The organism is Streptomyces sp. NPDC093018, assembly GCF_040684035.1.
Lineage (GTDB): Bacteria > Actinomycetota > Actinomycetes > Streptomycetales > Streptomycetaceae > Streptomyces > Streptomyces murinus.
In genome coordinates this window covers 148,284-164,581 of sequence record NZ_JBFBFF010000005.1, presented here as the reverse complement: position 1 = coordinate 164,581, position 16,298 = coordinate 148,284, and the positions used below count along the sequence as shown (strand labels likewise).

The 16,298-nt window shown below is 71.0% G+C and carries 14 protein-coding genes; 5 read left to right on the top strand and 9 right to left on the bottom strand.

The features are described 5' to 3' along the window. Positions 1-547 precede the first annotated feature (547 nt). Positions 548-1,069 (top strand): hypothetical protein, encoded by a 522-nt coding sequence (locus tag AB0N90_RS14070; RefSeq protein WP_365196118.1) that lies wholly within the window; start codon positions 548-550, stop codon positions 1,067-1,069. Positions 1,070-1,288: 219 nt separating this feature from the next. Continuing rightward, positions 1,289-3,544 (top strand): hypothetical protein, encoded by a 2,256-nt coding sequence (locus tag AB0N90_RS14065; protein ID WP_365196116.1) that lies wholly within the window; start codon positions 1,289-1,291, stop codon positions 3,542-3,544. Positions 3,545-3,636: 92 nt separating this feature from the next. Here the strand turns inward: AB0N90_RS14065 and AB0N90_RS14060 are convergent, their stop codons facing one another. The 5 genes from AB0N90_RS14060 to AB0N90_RS14040 all read right to left on the bottom strand — a co-directional run bounded on the left by AB0N90_RS14060 (position 3,637) and on the right by AB0N90_RS14040 (position 7,835). After that, positions 3,637-4,851: a glycosyltransferase gene (locus tag AB0N90_RS14060; RefSeq protein ID WP_365196113.1), complete on the bottom strand. Its 1,215-nt coding sequence runs from the start codon at positions 4,849-4,851 to the stop codon at positions 3,637-3,639. Next, entirely contained in the window at positions 4,848-5,651 is an 804-nt protein-coding gene (locus tag AB0N90_RS14055; protein WP_365196111.1) for a MerR family transcriptional regulator, read from the bottom strand. Before AB0N90_RS14055 ends, AB0N90_RS14060 begins: the two co-directional genes overlap by 4 nt. Positions 5,652-5,765: 114 nt before the next feature. Continuing rightward, positions 5,766-6,485 (bottom strand): hypothetical protein, encoded by a 720-nt coding sequence (locus tag AB0N90_RS14050; protein ID WP_365196109.1) that lies wholly within the window; start codon positions 6,483-6,485, stop codon positions 5,766-5,768. Continuing rightward, positions 6,478-6,984 carry a SigE family RNA polymerase sigma factor gene (locus AB0N90_RS14045; protein ID WP_232986048.1) on the bottom strand — a complete coding sequence of 169 codons (507 nt, stop codon included), beginning with the start codon at positions 6,982-6,984 and terminating at the stop codon, positions 6,478-6,480. The genes AB0N90_RS14050 and AB0N90_RS14045 overlap by 8 nt, the downstream gene beginning before the upstream one ends. A 62-nt stretch (positions 6,985-7,046) precedes the next feature. Further along, a complete protein-coding gene (locus tag AB0N90_RS14040; protein WP_361672425.1) occupies positions 7,047-7,835 on the bottom strand; it encodes a L,D-transpeptidase in 789 nt (262 codons plus the stop codon). Between the two features lie 603 nt (positions 7,836-8,438). On the opposite strand from AB0N90_RS14040, the gene AB0N90_RS14035 reads away from it, so the two are divergent. From AB0N90_RS14035 to AB0N90_RS14025, 3 genes are all read left to right on the top strand, one after another. Beyond that, positions 8,439-8,720, top strand: a complete 282-nt coding sequence (locus AB0N90_RS14035; protein WP_086806886.1) for a hypothetical protein — start codon at positions 8,439-8,441, stop codon at positions 8,718-8,720. Continuing rightward, positions 8,717-9,115: a PIN domain-containing protein gene (locus tag AB0N90_RS14030; protein WP_365196106.1), complete on the top strand. Its 399-nt coding sequence runs from the start codon at positions 8,717-8,719 to the stop codon at positions 9,113-9,115. The genes AB0N90_RS14035 and AB0N90_RS14030 overlap by 4 nt, the downstream gene beginning before the upstream one ends. Positions 9,116-9,794: 679 nt before the next feature. Then, the gene (locus tag AB0N90_RS14025) at positions 9,795-10,820 is read left to right on the top strand and encodes a bile acid:sodium symporter family protein (protein WP_365196103.1); all 1,026 of its coding nucleotides are present in this window, start codon (positions 9,795-9,797) and stop codon (positions 10,818-10,820) included. A gap of 25 nt (positions 10,821-10,845) precedes the next feature. Here the strand turns inward: AB0N90_RS14025 and AB0N90_RS14020 are convergent, their stop codons facing one another. From AB0N90_RS14020 to AB0N90_RS14005, 4 genes are read right to left on the bottom strand one after another with little or no spacing between them, the layout of a single operon-like run. After that, positions 10,846-12,648: an ABC transporter ATP-binding protein gene (locus AB0N90_RS14020; protein WP_365196100.1), complete on the bottom strand. Its 1,803-nt coding sequence runs from the start codon at positions 12,646-12,648 to the stop codon at positions 10,846-10,848. Continuing rightward, positions 12,645-13,460, bottom strand: coding sequence for an ABC transporter permease (locus tag AB0N90_RS14015; protein WP_365196098.1), 816 nt, complete (start codon positions 13,458-13,460; stop codon positions 12,645-12,647). Before AB0N90_RS14015 ends, AB0N90_RS14020 begins: the two co-directional genes overlap by 4 nt. Continuing rightward, positions 13,460-14,401 (bottom strand): ABC transporter permease, encoded by a 942-nt coding sequence (locus AB0N90_RS14010; protein WP_365196096.1) that lies wholly within the window; start codon positions 14,399-14,401, stop codon positions 13,460-13,462. The genes AB0N90_RS14015 and AB0N90_RS14010 overlap by 1 nt, the downstream gene beginning before the upstream one ends. A gap of 37 nt (positions 14,402-14,438) precedes the next feature. Further along, the gene (locus AB0N90_RS14005; RefSeq protein ID WP_365196093.1) at positions 14,439-15,938 is read right to left on the bottom strand and encodes an ABC transporter substrate-binding protein; all 1,500 of its coding nucleotides are present in this window, start codon (positions 15,936-15,938) and stop codon (positions 14,439-14,441) included. Positions 15,939-16,298 lie beyond the last annotated feature (360 nt).

The following is a 16,298-nucleotide window of genomic DNA, read 5'->3' as shown; positions in this document are numbered from 1 at the left end:
AGGTCCGGTCGCCGTTGAACTGCTGAGTGGGCGTGGTCGGCTTCCCGTCGGCCGCACTCGCCGGCGACACACCGGCGATCAGCGCCAGGCCGAGGGTTCCCAAGGAAGCGAGGGCGGCACGCGATCGTGCGCCGAAGGACATGGACAAGTGGTCCCTCCCGTTTGAATGCCCGCATACCGCGCCCCGATGGGCACAGGTGTGCGGACGGCGACGAGATCGCATGGGCCGACACGGTCTCGCGCATGGGATTTCCGGGACTCCGGCGACACCAAGTGGCAATGGAGAGTACGGACTTGCTGATGCCGCGCCCGTTGTCAGTGCCCGCGGCTATGGTCTCAAGCGCGCGGCCGGCTTCCGGGGGTTCCAGCTCTGTAGGCAATGGTTGCATCCCCGATCTGTCCGGGGGCGGCTCGGAGAATCCGTCCGGGACCCAACCGACGTTCGGGCTTCGTCGATGACCAGGAGAGACCTGTCAGCGCCGGCCGCGCACCGCCCCCTCGCCGCACCCCTGGTGCCGCCACCGCACGATGCCCCAAGCTGGCCCGCATGGACGCGCTGCCCCTGCTCTCCACCCTGGCCGGTGCCGCGATCGGCATCGTCGCCACCGTCGTCGCCGACCGGAACCGGTGGAAGCACGACGACGCCAAAGAGGCCCTTCGGCTGCGGCTCGACATCTACACGCAGTACACCACCACCGTGAAGGTCCTCGGCGAGACCCTGCGCGCCCTGGCCCAGCGAGAGCACCCGTCCGACGACGAGCGGGCCCTCGCGCTGCGCGACGCCTTCCGCGACTCCGGCATAAGCATCGCCTCGGAACGGATGTGGCTCATCGCCCCCCAGCCCGTGGTCAAGGCGTCCAACGGCGTCTTCCACTGCCTGCGCCGCATCTGCGACGGCTACGCCACCGGCACCGCGGTCGGCAGCCCGCAGGACCGCGCCCGCTGGGAGGCCCGCGGCCAGGCGGCCGCCAGGATGCGCAAACTCATGCGCGAAGACCTCGGCGTCGGCCCGCTGACGGAACGCCACAGCCCTCTTCTCGACGACTACGACGAGCCTGCCGGGCGGTGAGCGCCAGCCTGCCGGGCAGTGAGCGGGAGTTCGCCAGAGTGCGGCGCGCCCGCCCCCCTTCCGCTCCGGGGACGACCGGGCGGAACCGGGAGTCGTCCCGCCCGCCGCCGTGGCCCGCCCCGCCCCGTGCTAGGTTGCGCCCCTTGATCGTGAAGGTTATGTGGGGGGCCTTTCGTGAATCCGGCACGACTTCTACCGTCAGCCGCCGCAGTGCTGCTGATGGGACTGACGACCGTCATCGGCCCCGGCGCGACCGGCTCGTACGCGGAGTCGGACATCCCGCTGCCGATCGCGCACTTCGCGCACCTGGTCGTGGACGCGCCCCACGGACACCTGTTCTTCAGCGGCGGCCCCGGCACGGACGGCATTCTCGCCACCGACCTCGACGGCGGGAACCCGACGATGCTCGGTGGCGAGCCGGGTGCCACCGGTCTCGCCCTCTCCGACGACGGATCCGTGCTGTACGCGGCCCTCCCGGACCAGGACACGATCGCCGCGATCGACACGAAGAACCTGACCGAGTCGGCCCGTTACGACACCGGCGCGGGCACTCGTCCGGACTCACTGGCCGTCGCCGGGGGCACCCTCTGGTTCGGCTACGGCACGGCTGGTGCCGGCGGCATCGGCTCCGTCGACGGAGCCGGTACGGTCACCTTGCGGCAGGACCAAGGCAGTTGGGCGGCGGCGCCCATGCTGGCGACGACCCCGACGCCCTCCGGCGTACTCGCCGCCGCCGCGCAGACCGGTGCCACCTCCGCCTTCGTCACCTACCGGGCCGAGGACGGTGCGCTGACCCGGCAGGCCGCGAAGGCGCTGCCCGTCCCCGACCTGAGCGACCTCGCGGTCACGGCGGACGGGCTGCATCTCGCGGTCCCGTCGTACCAGGGCGCGCGCGCCGACCGGTACCGCACCTCGGATCTGGCGGCCGACGGGCAGTTCGCCACGGGGGTGTACGGCAAGGCGGTCGCCGTGGCCCCGGACGGGACGTTGGCCGCCGGCGACCGCGGACTCGTGACGTTCCCGGAAACGGGCGACGGCAACTACACCGAGTACTCCTACGACAGGAATCTGGGCATCGCCGCGCACGGTGTCGCCTGGGCACCGGACGAGAGCCGGGTCTACGGCGTCGCCGTCGACGCCTCCGGGGGAGCACCGACGCTCCACATCTCCCATGACCCGGAGATCGCGCCGGTCACGCTCTCCGCAAGCCTGCCCACTCCGCTCGCCCCCGGCGAGGCGTACTCGTTCCTGGTGTCGCCCGGCTCGTCTCTCGGCCTCGGCGCGGGGCAATCCATGATCCCCGGCACCGTACGCATCACGCGCTACGACGACGCCCATCCGGACGGCGTGCTCGTCCCGGACCCGACCGCCGTCCCGGTGCGGATCCCGGCCAACTTCTTCGGCGCCTACCGCGTCGACGGCACAGCTCCCCCCACCGGCCGACTGGGCTTCCGCGTCGACTACTCCGGAAGCGGCCACTACGGCCCGGCCGGCCGGCTCTTCGACCTCCCGGTCGCCAAGTACGCGCCCACCATGGCCCTGACCGCGCCCTCCTCAGCCGGCCGTGCCGCACCGCTCACCGTCACCGGTCACCTCACCTGGCCGCACGCGCATGTGACGACCGGCACGGTCCACGTCGTCAAGACCGACCCGGCACACCCCTCCGGCTACTCCGCGGGCACCGTGCCCGTCGCCGCCGACGGCGGTTTCGCCTTCCACGACACCCCGCAGGCCGGTGGCACGGACACGTACGCCTTCACCTACGACGGCGGCACCTCCTACCTCCCGGTCACGGCGTCGGCGAAGGTGCAGGTGTCCCGAGCCACCCCGGCCCTGAACGTGGCGACCGACGCGAAGTCGTACCACTCCGACGCCACCGTCAAGGTCACCGCGCATCTGGGGACCACCTACAACTCCCGCTCCGTGACGCTGTACGCCCAGCCCGCGGGCAAGTCGCGCACCCAGCTCAAGAGCGGCAAGGTCGACGCGCACGGGAACCTCGTCGCGTCCTACAAGATCACCCGCAACACCGTCTTCGAGGCGGTCTTCGCGGGGGACTACCGCTACGCGCCGCGCACGGTGAGCACCGGCACGACCCTGACGCCGACGGTCCGCACGAAGACCCAGTGGCCGCTCTCGACCACCCGCGTCGGAACCACCACCTACCAGGTCTTCTACAAGTCCGAGTCCGACATGGGCTTCGACGCGCAGGTCACCCCCCGCCAGTCCGGTGGCTGCATGTCGGTGTACGTCGAGCACTACTACTCGGGTGCCTGGCACCGGACCGCCTCGCAGAGCTGCGTGCCCTTGTACTCCGACGGCCGGTACGGCTACGGCCGGGCGCTGAAACTCTTCACGAACAACGACCACTACCGCATCCGCGGCCACTACACCCCACCGGCCGAGGGCGCACAGACCGGCAGCGTATGGAGCCAGTGGACCTACCTCACGGTCCGCCCCGGCAGCCCGTCATGACGGACGGCCTGCGCCCGGGTGGTCGTGCGGGCCGGACCCCTCCGCCGTCGGCCGGAGTCGTCCGCTCCCACGGGTGAGCGGACGGGCCTGCCTCATCCCTCGGTCAGCTGCCGAACGGCCTTGAGGGCCTGCCCCGCACCGTCCTCGGTCGCCATGTGGTGCGCGGCTCTCATGGCGGCTCGTGCGTAGGCCTGTTGTGTCACGACACGGTGGAGTGCGTCGGCGAGCCGTTCGGCGGTGAGGGAGCGGAAGGGGATCGGGGCGGTGGCGGCGCCCAGGGCGGCGAGACGGGCCGCCCAGAACGGCTGGTCGGCGGCCACCGGCACGGTGACCGCGGGCACTCCGGCACGCAACGCGGCGGCCGAGGTGCCGGCACCGGCGTGATGGACCACCGCGGCCAGCCGCGGGAACAGCAGGGCGTGCGGTACCTCCCCGATGGTGAGGATGTCGTCGCCGTCGGCCGCGAGCCCGGCACTGCCGGCCTGGAGGATGCCCCGCAGCCCGGCGCCCCGCAGGGCGCGCACGGCGATCTCGCTCAGCCGTGCGCCGTCTTCGGACGCCATGCTCCCGAAGCCGATGAGGACGGGCCGGGAACCGGCGCGGAGGAAGTCCTCCAGATCCGCGGGCAGTTGTGCGCCAGCGTCGTGGTGGGGCCACCAGTTGCCCACGACCCGCATGCCGGAACGCCAGTCGGAAGGGCGTGGCACCAGTGCCGTACTGAAGCCGTGCAGGACGGGCCGGTTCGCCCGGGCCTGCCGTCGACGGATCTCCGAAGGGGAGGCCGGGGGCAGCTGGAGGCGGTGGCGCAGCTTCGCCACGGCCTCCTCGTAGACGCGGTCGGCCATGCGCAGGGCGAAGCGCCCGGCCGCGCGGTTGCCGAACCGGCCCAGGGAACGGGAGCCCATGACGACGGGCGGGAAGTCGCCGGTCGGTTCGGTGGGCTGGAGGTACACGCCGAGGCTCGGGGTGCCCGTGGCCTCCGTGAGATGCCAGCCGAGCGGGGCGGTGGTGGCCGACAGCAGCAGCAGGTCCGTGCCCTCGTCCACCGCCTCGGCGAACCCCTGGCCCAGCTCCATGACGAACGCGGCCGCGGCACGCATGAGGTCCCGTCCGGCAGTGACACCGCCGGGTGCCCGCGGATCGGCGGGGAGCCTGCGGAATTCCAGCCCGGCGTCCCGCACGAGGGGTGCGAAGGCGTCCGCGGCGGCCAGGGCGACATCGTGTCCGGCCCGGCGCAGTTCCGCGCCCAGGCCGGTATAGGGCGCGACGTCGCCGCGCGATCCGGCCGTGGCCATCAGAATCCTCAACGGTCCTCCTCCTGGCGTTCGGTACGGCTGCCCGCGTGCCGGGACGCGTTGGCGCGGACCGCCCTGCGGAGGTAGGCGGCCAGCCCTGGCCGCTGCCGCGACGGCGGGACGACCAGGGCGAAGGCGCGCGGGTCGGCGACGAAGTCGTCCGCGATGCGCAGATGCATCTCGGGCGGGCAGGAGGTGAACCAGCGGGAGATGTGCAGGCGGTGCTCCTCGGCGAGGTCCATGGCTCGCCCGCCGTCACTGGGCTCCCCTTCGTCGAAGGCCGCGAGCAGCTCCGCACGCCAGGCGGACGCCTCGCCCATGAGCCGGCGCCAGTCCTCCTTGGTGTGGGCGGCCGCACGCGCCATCGACTCGCGCTGTCCCTCCGAGCCCGCCCACTTCATCTCGGCCTCGGTGGCGTAGCTCAGGTCGGAGGTGATCTCGCCGAAGACCTCGAAACGTTCCTGAGGGGTCAGGGACACCCCGGTCCGCTGCACCTCGATGGCTCGTTCCGCCACCTCGGCCAGGCGCTGGAGCCCGGCGATCTCCGCACGCAGCTGCCGCTGCCGTGTCCGCAGCAGCTCCACGGCGTTCGCCTGCGGATCCTTGAGGATCGCGGCGATCTCGTCGAGGGAGAAGCCGAGCTCACGGTAGAAGAGGATCTGCTGGAGCCGGGCCAGGTCGGCGTCGCCGTAGAGCCGGTAACCGGCGGGGCTGCGCTCGCTGGGCGAGAGCAGCCCCGACTTGTCGTAGTGATGCAGCGTGCGCACCGTCACCCCGGCGAAGGCCGAGACCTGTCCCACGGAGTAGCTCATCCACCAGCCCTTTCGTCGGCGTACAGCTTCATGCCTGACGTAAGGGGAGGGTCAACCCGCCTCCGGGTGCGGCCGGTTCCTTCTTCCCGGGCGAGGCTCCAGGGTGGTCCGGCGTCAGCGGGGGCCGCTGACCGGCCGGCGGTCGGGGCACACGGAACCCGGCTGCGCGTTCGCGGCCTGCCAGCCCTTGATGTCCACCTGGGTGCCGGGCCCGACGGCGTCGTACACCTCCTTGCCGGTCTCGTACGGCAGGACGATGGCGCCGGAGGTGTTGCGGTCGACGCTGACGAACGTGTCGGCGCGGTCCAGGGCCCAGAACAGCAGCCGCTCGTGGTGATCGCGGTCGGTGAAGGTGACCGCCCACCGCTTGAGCGGCGATGCCATGCCGCTGCCGGCCGGGCCGGGCATGGTCAGCGTCGGGTACTTGGCGGTGACCGTCACCCTCGTCTCGCCGATCGGGCAGACGGCAAGGGGTACGGCGATGCCGTACCCCTTGCCCCTGATGTCCAGGAGCTCGGAGTTCAGGTCGACCGTCACCCGCTGGACGGGCGCAGGGGACGGAGCGGGCAGAGGGACGCGGGACGCGGACGTCGCGGGAGGCGCGGTCGGCTCGGTGGGGGAGCCGAGGACACCGGTGGTGACGACGGTGAGGGCCGCCGCCGCGAGGGCGGCGGTGGCGAGCGCGGCGCGTCGGTTGCGGCGCCGGCGTACCGCCTGGCCTCTGACCTGCGCGCCCGAGGTCGGGACCGGTGCCATGCCCGCTTCGGCGAGGCGGTGGAAGCGGTCGGACAGCTCCGACTCGCTCAGTTGCTCCGGGAGTTGCTGCTCAGGCACAGGCTTCCTCCGTCGGGTGCGGTGCTTCGCTCATGAGGTGAGCGGCGAGCGCGGTACGGCCGCGGGACAGGCGTGCCTTGATGGTGCCGGGAGCCGCGCCGGTCTCGGCGGCGATCTGCTCCACGCTCAGATCGCACAGGTGATGCAGTACGACCGCGGTCCGCTGGGCTTCCGGCAGGCGCCGCAGAGCGGCGACCAACGCCACGTGGTCCGGGCCCGGTTCGGACACCGGCCGCGGGGCGTGCTCGCCCCGGACCAGCTGCCACCAGTGGCGCGCTCGCCGCCAACGGCTCATCGCCAGCCGGTGTGCCACCGTGCGCAGCCACGCCTCGGGGTCCCGGTCGCCGTTCAGGACGGACGAACGCCTGGCCCAGGCACGGATGAACGCCTCCTGGACCACGTCCTGGGCCTCGGCCTGATCGCCTGTCAGGGCGTACAGCTGGCCGACCAGACGCGGGTAGGCCGCCGTGTAGAAGAGGTCGAACTCGTCTTCCGTCACCTGGTGGTGCTTTCTTCCTACGGCGCGGGGCGCGTGGGGCACCGCCGCCGTCGCGGCGGGGGTCATGCGGTCGTGGCGGCGCCCGCGGCGCTGTGGTCGAGCCACTGCTTCCAGGTCAGGTTCCAGTCGCCGTAGCCGTTCCCGGGGGCGACCGTGTCCTTGTTCGCTCCGGTGACCTTGATGACGTCGCCGACCATGACCTGGTTGTAGAAGCCCCTGGCAGTGGTGGTGGCGAGACCGACACAGCCGTGTGTGACGTTGCTGTGCCCGGCCGCGGTGTCGGCGTGCGGGTTCTGGTGCACGTAGGTACCGGACGTCGTCAGGTGCAGGGCCCAGTAGTAGTAGCCGCGGTACGTGTCGTTCGGGCCCATGCCCACGGTGCGGGAGTCCATGAACACCTTGGGCTGCTTGTCCATCACGACCATCGTCCCCTTCCAGGTGTCCAGCCCCGGCTTCCCGGCGGTGATCGGGATGCGGCTCGTCCTCCCATCGGTGTCGACGGTCATCATGTCCGTCTTGGTGTCGACGGTGGCGACCAGCGACCGGCCGATGGTGAAGTGGCTCACGCCGTGCGAGCCCCGGCGGAGTGTGATCTTGGTGCCCGGCTTCCAGTACGTGCTGCTGGGACGGAAGTCCACGCGCTGCCCGTCCAGGAGGTTCCTGTCCCGCACCCAACTCCAGGCACCGGTCGTGCCGGACGAGGTGCCTACGCGCAACCAGCTCTCCACGGCCTTGCGTTCGGCGGCGGGGACCGGCCGGGGGAAGGTGACGGAGATCGGCATGCCGACACCGACCGTGTCCCCGTCGGATATGCGCACCTGCGCCCGCGCGAGCACGGCGGGCTCCGGCACGGACGGAGCCGGGCGGGCGCCGGACGCGTCCCTCCCACCGTCCTTGTCGCCGCCCCCGCCCCTCGCGGCCACCGCGGCGGACGCCTCGGCATCCGGTCTGTCATCCGTCCGAACGCCGGTACCCGCGTTCGCCGAGCAGCCGACGGCCGAGAGCAGAGCGACACAGGCCGCGACAGCGGCCCCAAGCCGGCCGGCGGTCCGCCCGGTCGAACGGTTCACATACATGAGGGCTCCTGTGAGATGTGGCTGTCGACTCCTTTACGCACGGGCTCGGCACCGGGTTGCATCGCATCGAAACTTTTTCCACAGGAACAGCAAGCAGACCCGGGTCTGCTGACCTGGGCCTCTTTCGTGGAGGGGGTGCCGCCGCGGGTTTCCGTCCTCATGGGCATGCGGAGGGCACGGGACCTCGGAAGACGGTAGGCCGGCGTCACTGAGGAGTCGGCTGAGCACGGTCCGCCCGTTGCGGGGATCAGTTGTTGAACGGGGCGTTGCGGCCGCACTGCATCCACGAGCGCCTGGCGCCGGGTCCTCTGCCATTCGATCAGAGCCACGCGGTCCACTCGCCGCCCGCTGTGCTATTTCGAATGGCATACTTGGAGGATGACTGACGACGACGTTGACTTCCCGCCCGGCGACGGCCCCACCAGCGGTATCTCCGTCACCATGACCGCCGGAACCCTGCGGGCCATCCGTGAGCGGGTTGGCAAGCGAGGTGTCTCGGCCTACCTGGAGAAGGCGGCCCAGCGGCAGATCGAGCGCGACAATCTGGACGAGCTGATCGCGGACTTCGACAAGGTGCACGGTCCGGCCGACCCCGAGGCCGTGGCGGTCAAGCGTGCCCGGCTGACTGGAGGCGCCGCGAACGCGGGGGCGGCCGCGTGAGCGGTGTCCTGGTTCTGGACAGCGAGGGCCTGGCAAAGGCCGTACAGCGGGATCGGGAGATCCATGAGTGGCTGACGGCGGCTCGCGACGCGGACCTGCCCGTGATCACCTCGGCGGCCGTGTTGGTCGAGGTGATCCATCCGAAGATCAACGACGCCGCACTGAAGTGGACCCTGTCCCGTCTGAGTGTCGAGCCTGTGACCCACGCCGTCGCGCAATCCGCTGCCGCCTTGCTGCGGGCAGCGGGGCTGCACGGCCACAAGTACGCCATCGACGCCATGCTGTGCGCGACCGCCTTGCAGCACCCTGGCCGGGTGACGATTCTGACTTCGGACGTGGAAGACATCGGGCTGCTCACCGCCGAGCATCCGCGTCTGAGTGCCGAGAAGGTCTGAGCCGCGACGCCTTGTTGAAGCGGTGCTCGCCGTTCTCCTCGCTGACCTGACCTGACCTGACCTGACCTGACCTGACCTGACCGGCTCCGGCGAGACCACCGTTGCCGGCGGGAGCGCCCCGTCGTCGAGGCGGTCCGCCAGAGGCTCGTCAATCAGGTGCGTGCCGAAATGGCCCTGCAACTCGTCGGTGGTCAACTCGACACATCGGCGGCTGACGACGGAGAAGACACCCCCTCCGAATCAGCGCCTGCGGACGAGGCGCTTCCCGGTACTTGACGCGGGGCCGTGGAGCTGTGGTTCGCAGCCGTTCGGGTCGCGCGATCGGCTATGGACGCGTTGGTATCACTGACGACGAAGAAGGCCCAGGTCGATGACCTGGGCCTTCTTCACAGAGCGGGTGACGAGGATCGAACTCGCGCTCTCAGCCCGGGAAGCGAAGACGCTTGGGGGAGCCGGATAGCTTCTGGCGCGCTCATATGTGCTCTGACACGGCGCCCGTGAGTACGGCATCGCGCCGCCGTTGCCCGTGGCTGACCGGTGCGAGCCGCGTCCTCACGGTCCGCATCTCGGTCGGCGCCCGCCTGCCCGCTGCCGCGACCCTGCTTGGCCGGGTCCTGCCGGTCCCCCTCGACCGGCAAATGTCTCGGTGTCCACTCGGCCACGGGCTAGGGTGCCGGTCATGCCTAGCGAGCAGCAGAGCGTCTCCGGTGATGAGCAGTCTTCGTTACCCGGGACGCCGGCCACCCCGGACGCCCCCTCCCCTCCCGCTGACGTTCCGTCCGCCGACCGGGCGGCACGACGTGCCGTCGTCCTCTTCCCCCTTCTGGTGGTCGCGGCCGGTGTGATCGGGCTGTTCCGGCCGGCGCACTTCACGGGCTGGGCGCCCGCCGTGCCGTGGATGCTGGGCGTGGTGATGTTCCTCATGGGCCTGACCCTGACGCCGCCGGACTTCACCGCGATCGCCAGACGCCCCTGGCCGGTGGGGCTGGGCCTGGTCGCCCACTACGTCATCATGCCCGGCCTGGGCTGGCTGATCGCGACGCTGCTGGAGCTGCCCCCTCAGCTGGCGGCAGGTGTCATCCTCGTCGGTTGCGCCCCGAGCGGTACGGCGTCGAACGTGATCACCTACCTGGCCCGGGGAGACGTCGCGCTGTCCGTCTCGGTGGCGACGGTCTCCACGGTGGTCGCACCGCTGGTGACGCCGCCCCTCACGCTCCTGCTCGCCGGGAAGTTCCTCTCGGTCGACGCCGGTTCCATGGTGGTGGACATCCTCAAGACGGTGCTGGTCCCGGTCCTCGCCGGGCTGGCCGTACGGCTGGCCGTCGGCCGTTACGTGGACCGGGTCCTGTGGCTGCTTCCCTGGCTCTCCGCCGCCGCCGTCGCCGTCATCGTGCTCGTCGTCATCTCGGGCAGCGCCGCCCGCATCAAGGACGCGGCCGCCCTGGTGTTCCTCGCAGTGGTGCTGCACAACGGCGCCGGCCTGCTGCTCGGTTACGCCGCCGGGAAGCTGGCGCGCCTCACCCGGCCGGCGAGCCGGGCCATGGCGTTCGAGGTCGGCATGCAGAACTCCGGCCTCGCGGCCTCGCTCGCCACCGCCCACTTCAGTCCGGCGGCGGCTCTGCCCGCAGCCGTCTTCTCCGTGTGGCACAACGTCTCGGGCGCGGCGGTCGCGGCCTGGATGTCCCGCGCGGCACGCCGCAGTTGAGCGGCCGGGGCCGGGCCGCCGGCCTTCAGTACCTCATCCTCGGTACGGCGCCGAGGAGCTGCTTCGTGTACGGGTGCCGTGGTGCCTCCCACACCGACTCCACCGTGCCGCTCTCGACCAGCCTGCCGTCCCGCAGTACCAGCACCGTGTCGCACAGATAGCGGATGACACCGAGGTCGTGCGAGATGACACACAGTGCCATGTCCCGCTCGGTCGTGGCCGTGCGCAGCACGTCGAGGACTTCGGCGCGTACCGAGACGTCCAGCGCGCTGACGGGTTCGTCGGCGAGCAGGACGGCGGGCTTTGGAGCCAGCGCCCGCGCGATGGCGATGCGCTGGCGCTGGCCGCCGGAGAGCTGATGCGGATAGCGCTCGCCGGCCTCTTCGGGAAGTCCGACGGCCATCAGCAGTTCGGACACCCGCTGCCGCGCGGCCGCGGAGCGGCGGGCGGGCAGGGGCTCGGCGATGATCTCCCGTACCCGCAGCCGGGGATCGAGCGAGCCCATGGGGTCCTGGAAGACCACCTGCAGTCTGGAACCGGCCCCGTCGCTGGGCCCGTCGGCGCGCCCGAAGTAGCGCACGCCGCCGTCGCTCGGGCGGTCCAGACCGGCCAGCAGCCGCAGCAGGGTCGACTTTCCGGCCCCCGACTCACCGACCACCCCGACCCGTTGCCCCGCGCGCAGGTCGAGATCGATCGGTTCGAGGGCCCTGAAGGTCGGGCGCTTGCCGAAGAGGCCCGTGCGGCGCCCCTGGTAGTGCCGGGTGAGGCCCTGCGTGGACAGCAGCAGTTCGCTGTCCACGGCCTTCCCGCAGTTCGCGGGCTCCGTACGGTCCCGGTCCGGGGACTCGGCGGCGGACGGCCAGGAGGGCAGCGCGTCGTGGTGCCAGCAGGCGACCGTGTCGTCCGGTTTCTCGCCGGTCGGCTCGGGCGGGGCGGCACACTGCTCATCGGCGTACGCGCAGCGGTTGCTGAAACCGCAGCCGGCCGGCAGGTCCTTCGGCGCGGGGACGACGCCCGGGATGGCGCGGGCGCGGGAACCGGGCGTCAGATCACAGGCGGCGAGCAGGGCCCGGGTGTACGGGTGCTTCGGTGCCGACAGCACCCGCTCGGCAGGCCCGCTCTCCACGATCCGGCCGCCGTACATGACCAGGACGCGGTGGCACACGGACGACACGAGTGCGAGGTCGTGGCTGATGTACAGCACCGCGGTGCCCCGCTCCTCGCAATCGCCGACGATCAGGTCGGTGATCTCCTTCTGCACGGTCACATCGAGGGCGGTGGTCGGCTCGTCGCAGATCAGCAGGTCGGGGTCGTTGGAGAGGGCTATGCCGAGGACGCCGCGCTGGCGCTGGCCGCCGGAGAGCTGGTGCGGGAAGGAGCGGGCCGCCTGCCGGGGGGCGGGCAGCCGCAGCCGGTCGAGGAGTTCCACGGCCGCTTCGTCGGCGGCCCGGCGGGTGGGCCGGGTGCCGTGCAGGCGCATCCCCTCGGTGATCTGTGCGCCGACCTTCTGCACGGGGTTGAGGGCGGTCATCGGCTCCTGGAAGACCATGCCGATGCGCTTGCCGCGGATCGCGGACAGCTGCCGGTCGGAGGCGCCCAGCAGGTCGAACTCCACGCCCGCGAGGCGCACGCTCCCGCCCGGCCGCAACCCGTCGTCGAGCAACCCCAGGCAGGCCAGTGCGGTGAGGGACTTGCCCGAACCGGATTCGCCGATGACACCGACCCGTTCGCCGCGCGCCACAGTGAAGCCGATACCGCGCACCAACCGCGCCGAACCCGAGTCGACCGTCAGGTCCCTCACTTCGAGCAGGGGCTCGCCGGGGCTCATCGCACTCCTTCGAGAGCAGGGTCCACGCGGTCACGCAGACCGTCGCCGAGGAGGTTGAGCCCCAGCACGGTGGCCGCGACAGCGAGCCCGGGCCACAGGGAGAGCTGGGGCGTGGAGAAGAGCAGATCCTGTGACTCCTGGAGCATCCGTCCCCAGGAGGGGGTCGGAGGCGTCGTGCCGAGCCCGAGGTAGGACAGGGCCGCCTCGGCCAGGATCGCGGTGGAGAACGACACGGACGCCTGCACGATGACGATGTCCGCGATGTTCGGCAGCACGTGCCGCAGGGCGATCGCGACGCGGCCGCGCTTGGCCAGCCGTGCCGCGTCGATGTACTCCGCGGTCATGACGCGCAGCGTCGCGGCCCTGCTGACCCGGGCGAAACCCGGGGCCGAGGCGATCCCGATCGCCACCATCGCGGTCAGCGTGCCGGAGCCGTAGACGGCCGCCAGCATGATGGCCAGCAGCAGGGCGGGGAAGGCCAGGAGGAAGTCGCTCACGCGCATGATGACGGTGCTGAGCCAGCCGCCCGTCATCCCGGCGACCACGCCCATGGGTACCCCGGCCAGCAGCGCGATGCCCACGGCGACGACACCGGCGAAGACGGTGATGCGGGCACCCACCATCAGGCGGCTGGCCACGTCACGGCCGAACTGGTCGGTCCCCAGCAGGTGTTCACCGCCCGCGCCGGCGAGTTGCCGGGCGGCGTCCACGTGGTTGGGGTCGTACGGAGTCCACACCAGGGAGACGGCGGCCACCGCGAGCACGAGAGCGACGATCAGGCAGCCGGTCACCAGAGTTGCCCGGGATCTCATCAGCGGCTCCGCAGACGGGGGTCGAGCACGCGATAGAGCAGGTCGGTCACCAGATTCACCACGAGCACCGCGACAACGAGAACGACCACCACGCCCTGCACGAGCAGCAGGTCGCGGTCCTGCACACCGCGCAGCAGCAGATCGCCGAGGCCGGGGATGACGAAGACACGCTCGACGACGATCGCCCCGACCAGGAGATTCGACAGCTGCAGGCCCAGGACGGTGACCACGGGGATGGCGGCGTTGGGCAGCCCGTGCCGGCACAGCGCGGCCCACCGGCGCACCCCCTTGGCGCGTGCGGTGCGCATGAAGTCCTGACGCCGCACGGACAGCAGGGCGGAGCGTACGTAGCGCGTGAGCACCGCGCCCTGGACCAAGCCGAGCGACAACCAGGGCAGCACCAGATGCCGGGCCCAGTCCTGGGGATCCTCGGCGAGCGGTGTGTATCCCCCGGCCGGCAGGGCGCCGGCGCGTACCGCGACCGCGTAGACGAGCAGGATGCCCGCGAGGAAGGCGGGGACGGCGATACCGACCTGGCTGAGGCCGGACAGCAGGGCCCCGCGTCCGGTGCGGTGCCAGGCGGCCGCGAGCACCCCCGCGGGCAGCGCGAGCAGCAGGGCCACCAGCATGCCGCCCGCCACGAGCCAGACCGTCACCGCGAAGCGATCCGCGATCCGCGGGCCGATCGCCTCGTGCGTCACGTACGAGGTGCCGAAGTCACCGTGCAGGAGGCCCTGGGCCCAGTCGGCGTACTGCACCAGCAACGGCCGGTCCGTGCCGAACTCCCGGCTCAGCCTGGCCACGGCCGCGGGAGTGGCGTTGGTGCCCAGCGCGACCTCCGCCGCGTTGCCCGGCAGTACGGCGAGGAAGGCGAACACCACGAAGCTGGCCACCACCACGCTGACGAGCAGGGTCGCGGTCCTGCGCACGACGTGGCTCATACGGCACCGCGATCGTCGGTGCCGCGGACGCGATGGCTCACTTCCCGGACCACCGCACGTCCGCGAACTCCAGTCCCTCGCCGACCTGGTTGACCGGCAGGCCGTGCAGGTTCTTGTCCGCCACCATCAGGTTCGGCATGAGGTAGAGCCAGTCGGCGGCCGCGTCCTGGGACAGCAGCTTCAGCGCCTGACGGTAGTCCGCGGAGGCCTCCTGCGGCGAGCCGGCATCGGCCTTCTGGAGCAGCCGGGCGTAGGCGGGGTTGTCGTAGCGGAAGTAGTAGTGCGGGTCGGCGAAGATCCACTGGTCGCGGGGTTCGGCCTGGGCGATGATCGACATGTCGTAGTCGGCCTTGTCGAAGACCTCCGACAGCCAGCGGGCCGGGAACTCCAGGGGTTCGATCCGCACCTTGAGACCTACCTGGGCCAGCTGGTCCTGGACGACCTGGGCCGCGCTGACGGCGTAGGGCAGGTTGGGAATCCGCATCCGGATGCTGGTGCCCTGCGCCCCGGCCTCCTTCAGCAGCCGCTTGGCCTTCGCCGGGTCGTACGGGTAACGGTTGGACGCGCCCGCGTACCAGGGGTCGCTCGGGGACTCCTGGGAGCCGATCAGCGTGCCGCGGCCGGCGCGGGTGGTCTTCAGCAGCGCCTCGTGGTCGATGGCGTACCGCACGGCCTGGCGGACCCGCTTGTCCTGGAAGGGCTTGCGTGAGTTGTTCATCGACAGTACGACTTCCGCGGTCGAGGATCCGTCGATGACCTGGAACCGGCTCTTGTCCTTGAACATCGACAGCGTCTCGGGGGCCTGCACGGCGCCCAGGACGTTGATGTCCCCGGCGAGCATCGCGTTGTTCAGGGCTCCGGAGTCCTTGAAGTACTTCAGGGTCACCGTGTCCAGCGCGGGCCTGGCGCCCCAGTAACCGGTGTTGCGCTTGAGGACCAGGTTGTCGCCGCGCTGCCAGCTCGCCACCTCGAAGGGCCCGGTACCCACCGGGTGTTCCTTCAGGTCCGACACCCCGTCTCGGCTGTACATCGCGCCGATGCGCGTGGTCATCGAGTACAGCCAGTTGTTGCTGGGGCGCTTCAGCGTGACCTTGACGGTGTCGGCGTCCACCTTCGTCGCGCTGCGTACGTCGTCCATCTGCTGGGCGATCTTCAGCTTCCAGACCGTCCGGACGCGATTGATGGAGAAGACGGCGTCGTCCGCCGTGAAGGCCTTCCCGTTGGTGAACTTCACGTTGTCGCGCAGGTGGAAGGTGTAGGTGCGGCCGTCGGCGCTGCGGTCGTAGCTCTTCGCCAGCCCAGGCTGTATTCGGCCCTGCTGATCGATCCGGACCAGGCCCTCGTACACGTTGCCCAGCAGCGCCTGCGGGATCGCCGCGCCATCCGTGGTGGAGAAGTCCAGCGTCGCGGGCTCGGCCACCAGCCCGACGGTGAGGGCGTCGGTGGAGTGCCGGTCGGCCCCCGATCCGCAGCCGGCCAGCGTGACCGTGACCAGGGCAGCGCTGAGGGTGAGGGCGGGAATCCGTCGGGGGAGCATGATCACTGTCTCTCCGTGATGGGCCGGTGCCGACCCGCGGCAGGGCCAGGGGGAGTTCAACGCATCGGGTGAGGCCGGGCCATGGGTGCCCGGAGCTGGCACGGACTGTCTTCGTGGTGAAACCAGGATTGCGAGACAACGTCGCCACAGCTCGGGAATTAATGGTCGGGCGGGCCGGACCACACACGCCTGAGGCAGGACATCGGCACCCTACCCGCTGCCCTGATGGAGCATCAACACCCTTCTGTGGCTTTGACGTTCAGGCCGCTTACCACGATGATCGACCTGCGTTCAAACCGTACGGTCGCGCGGGAAGTTGCGCAGTCGGCGTGAACCGCCGCATTACGAGATCGGAGAGAT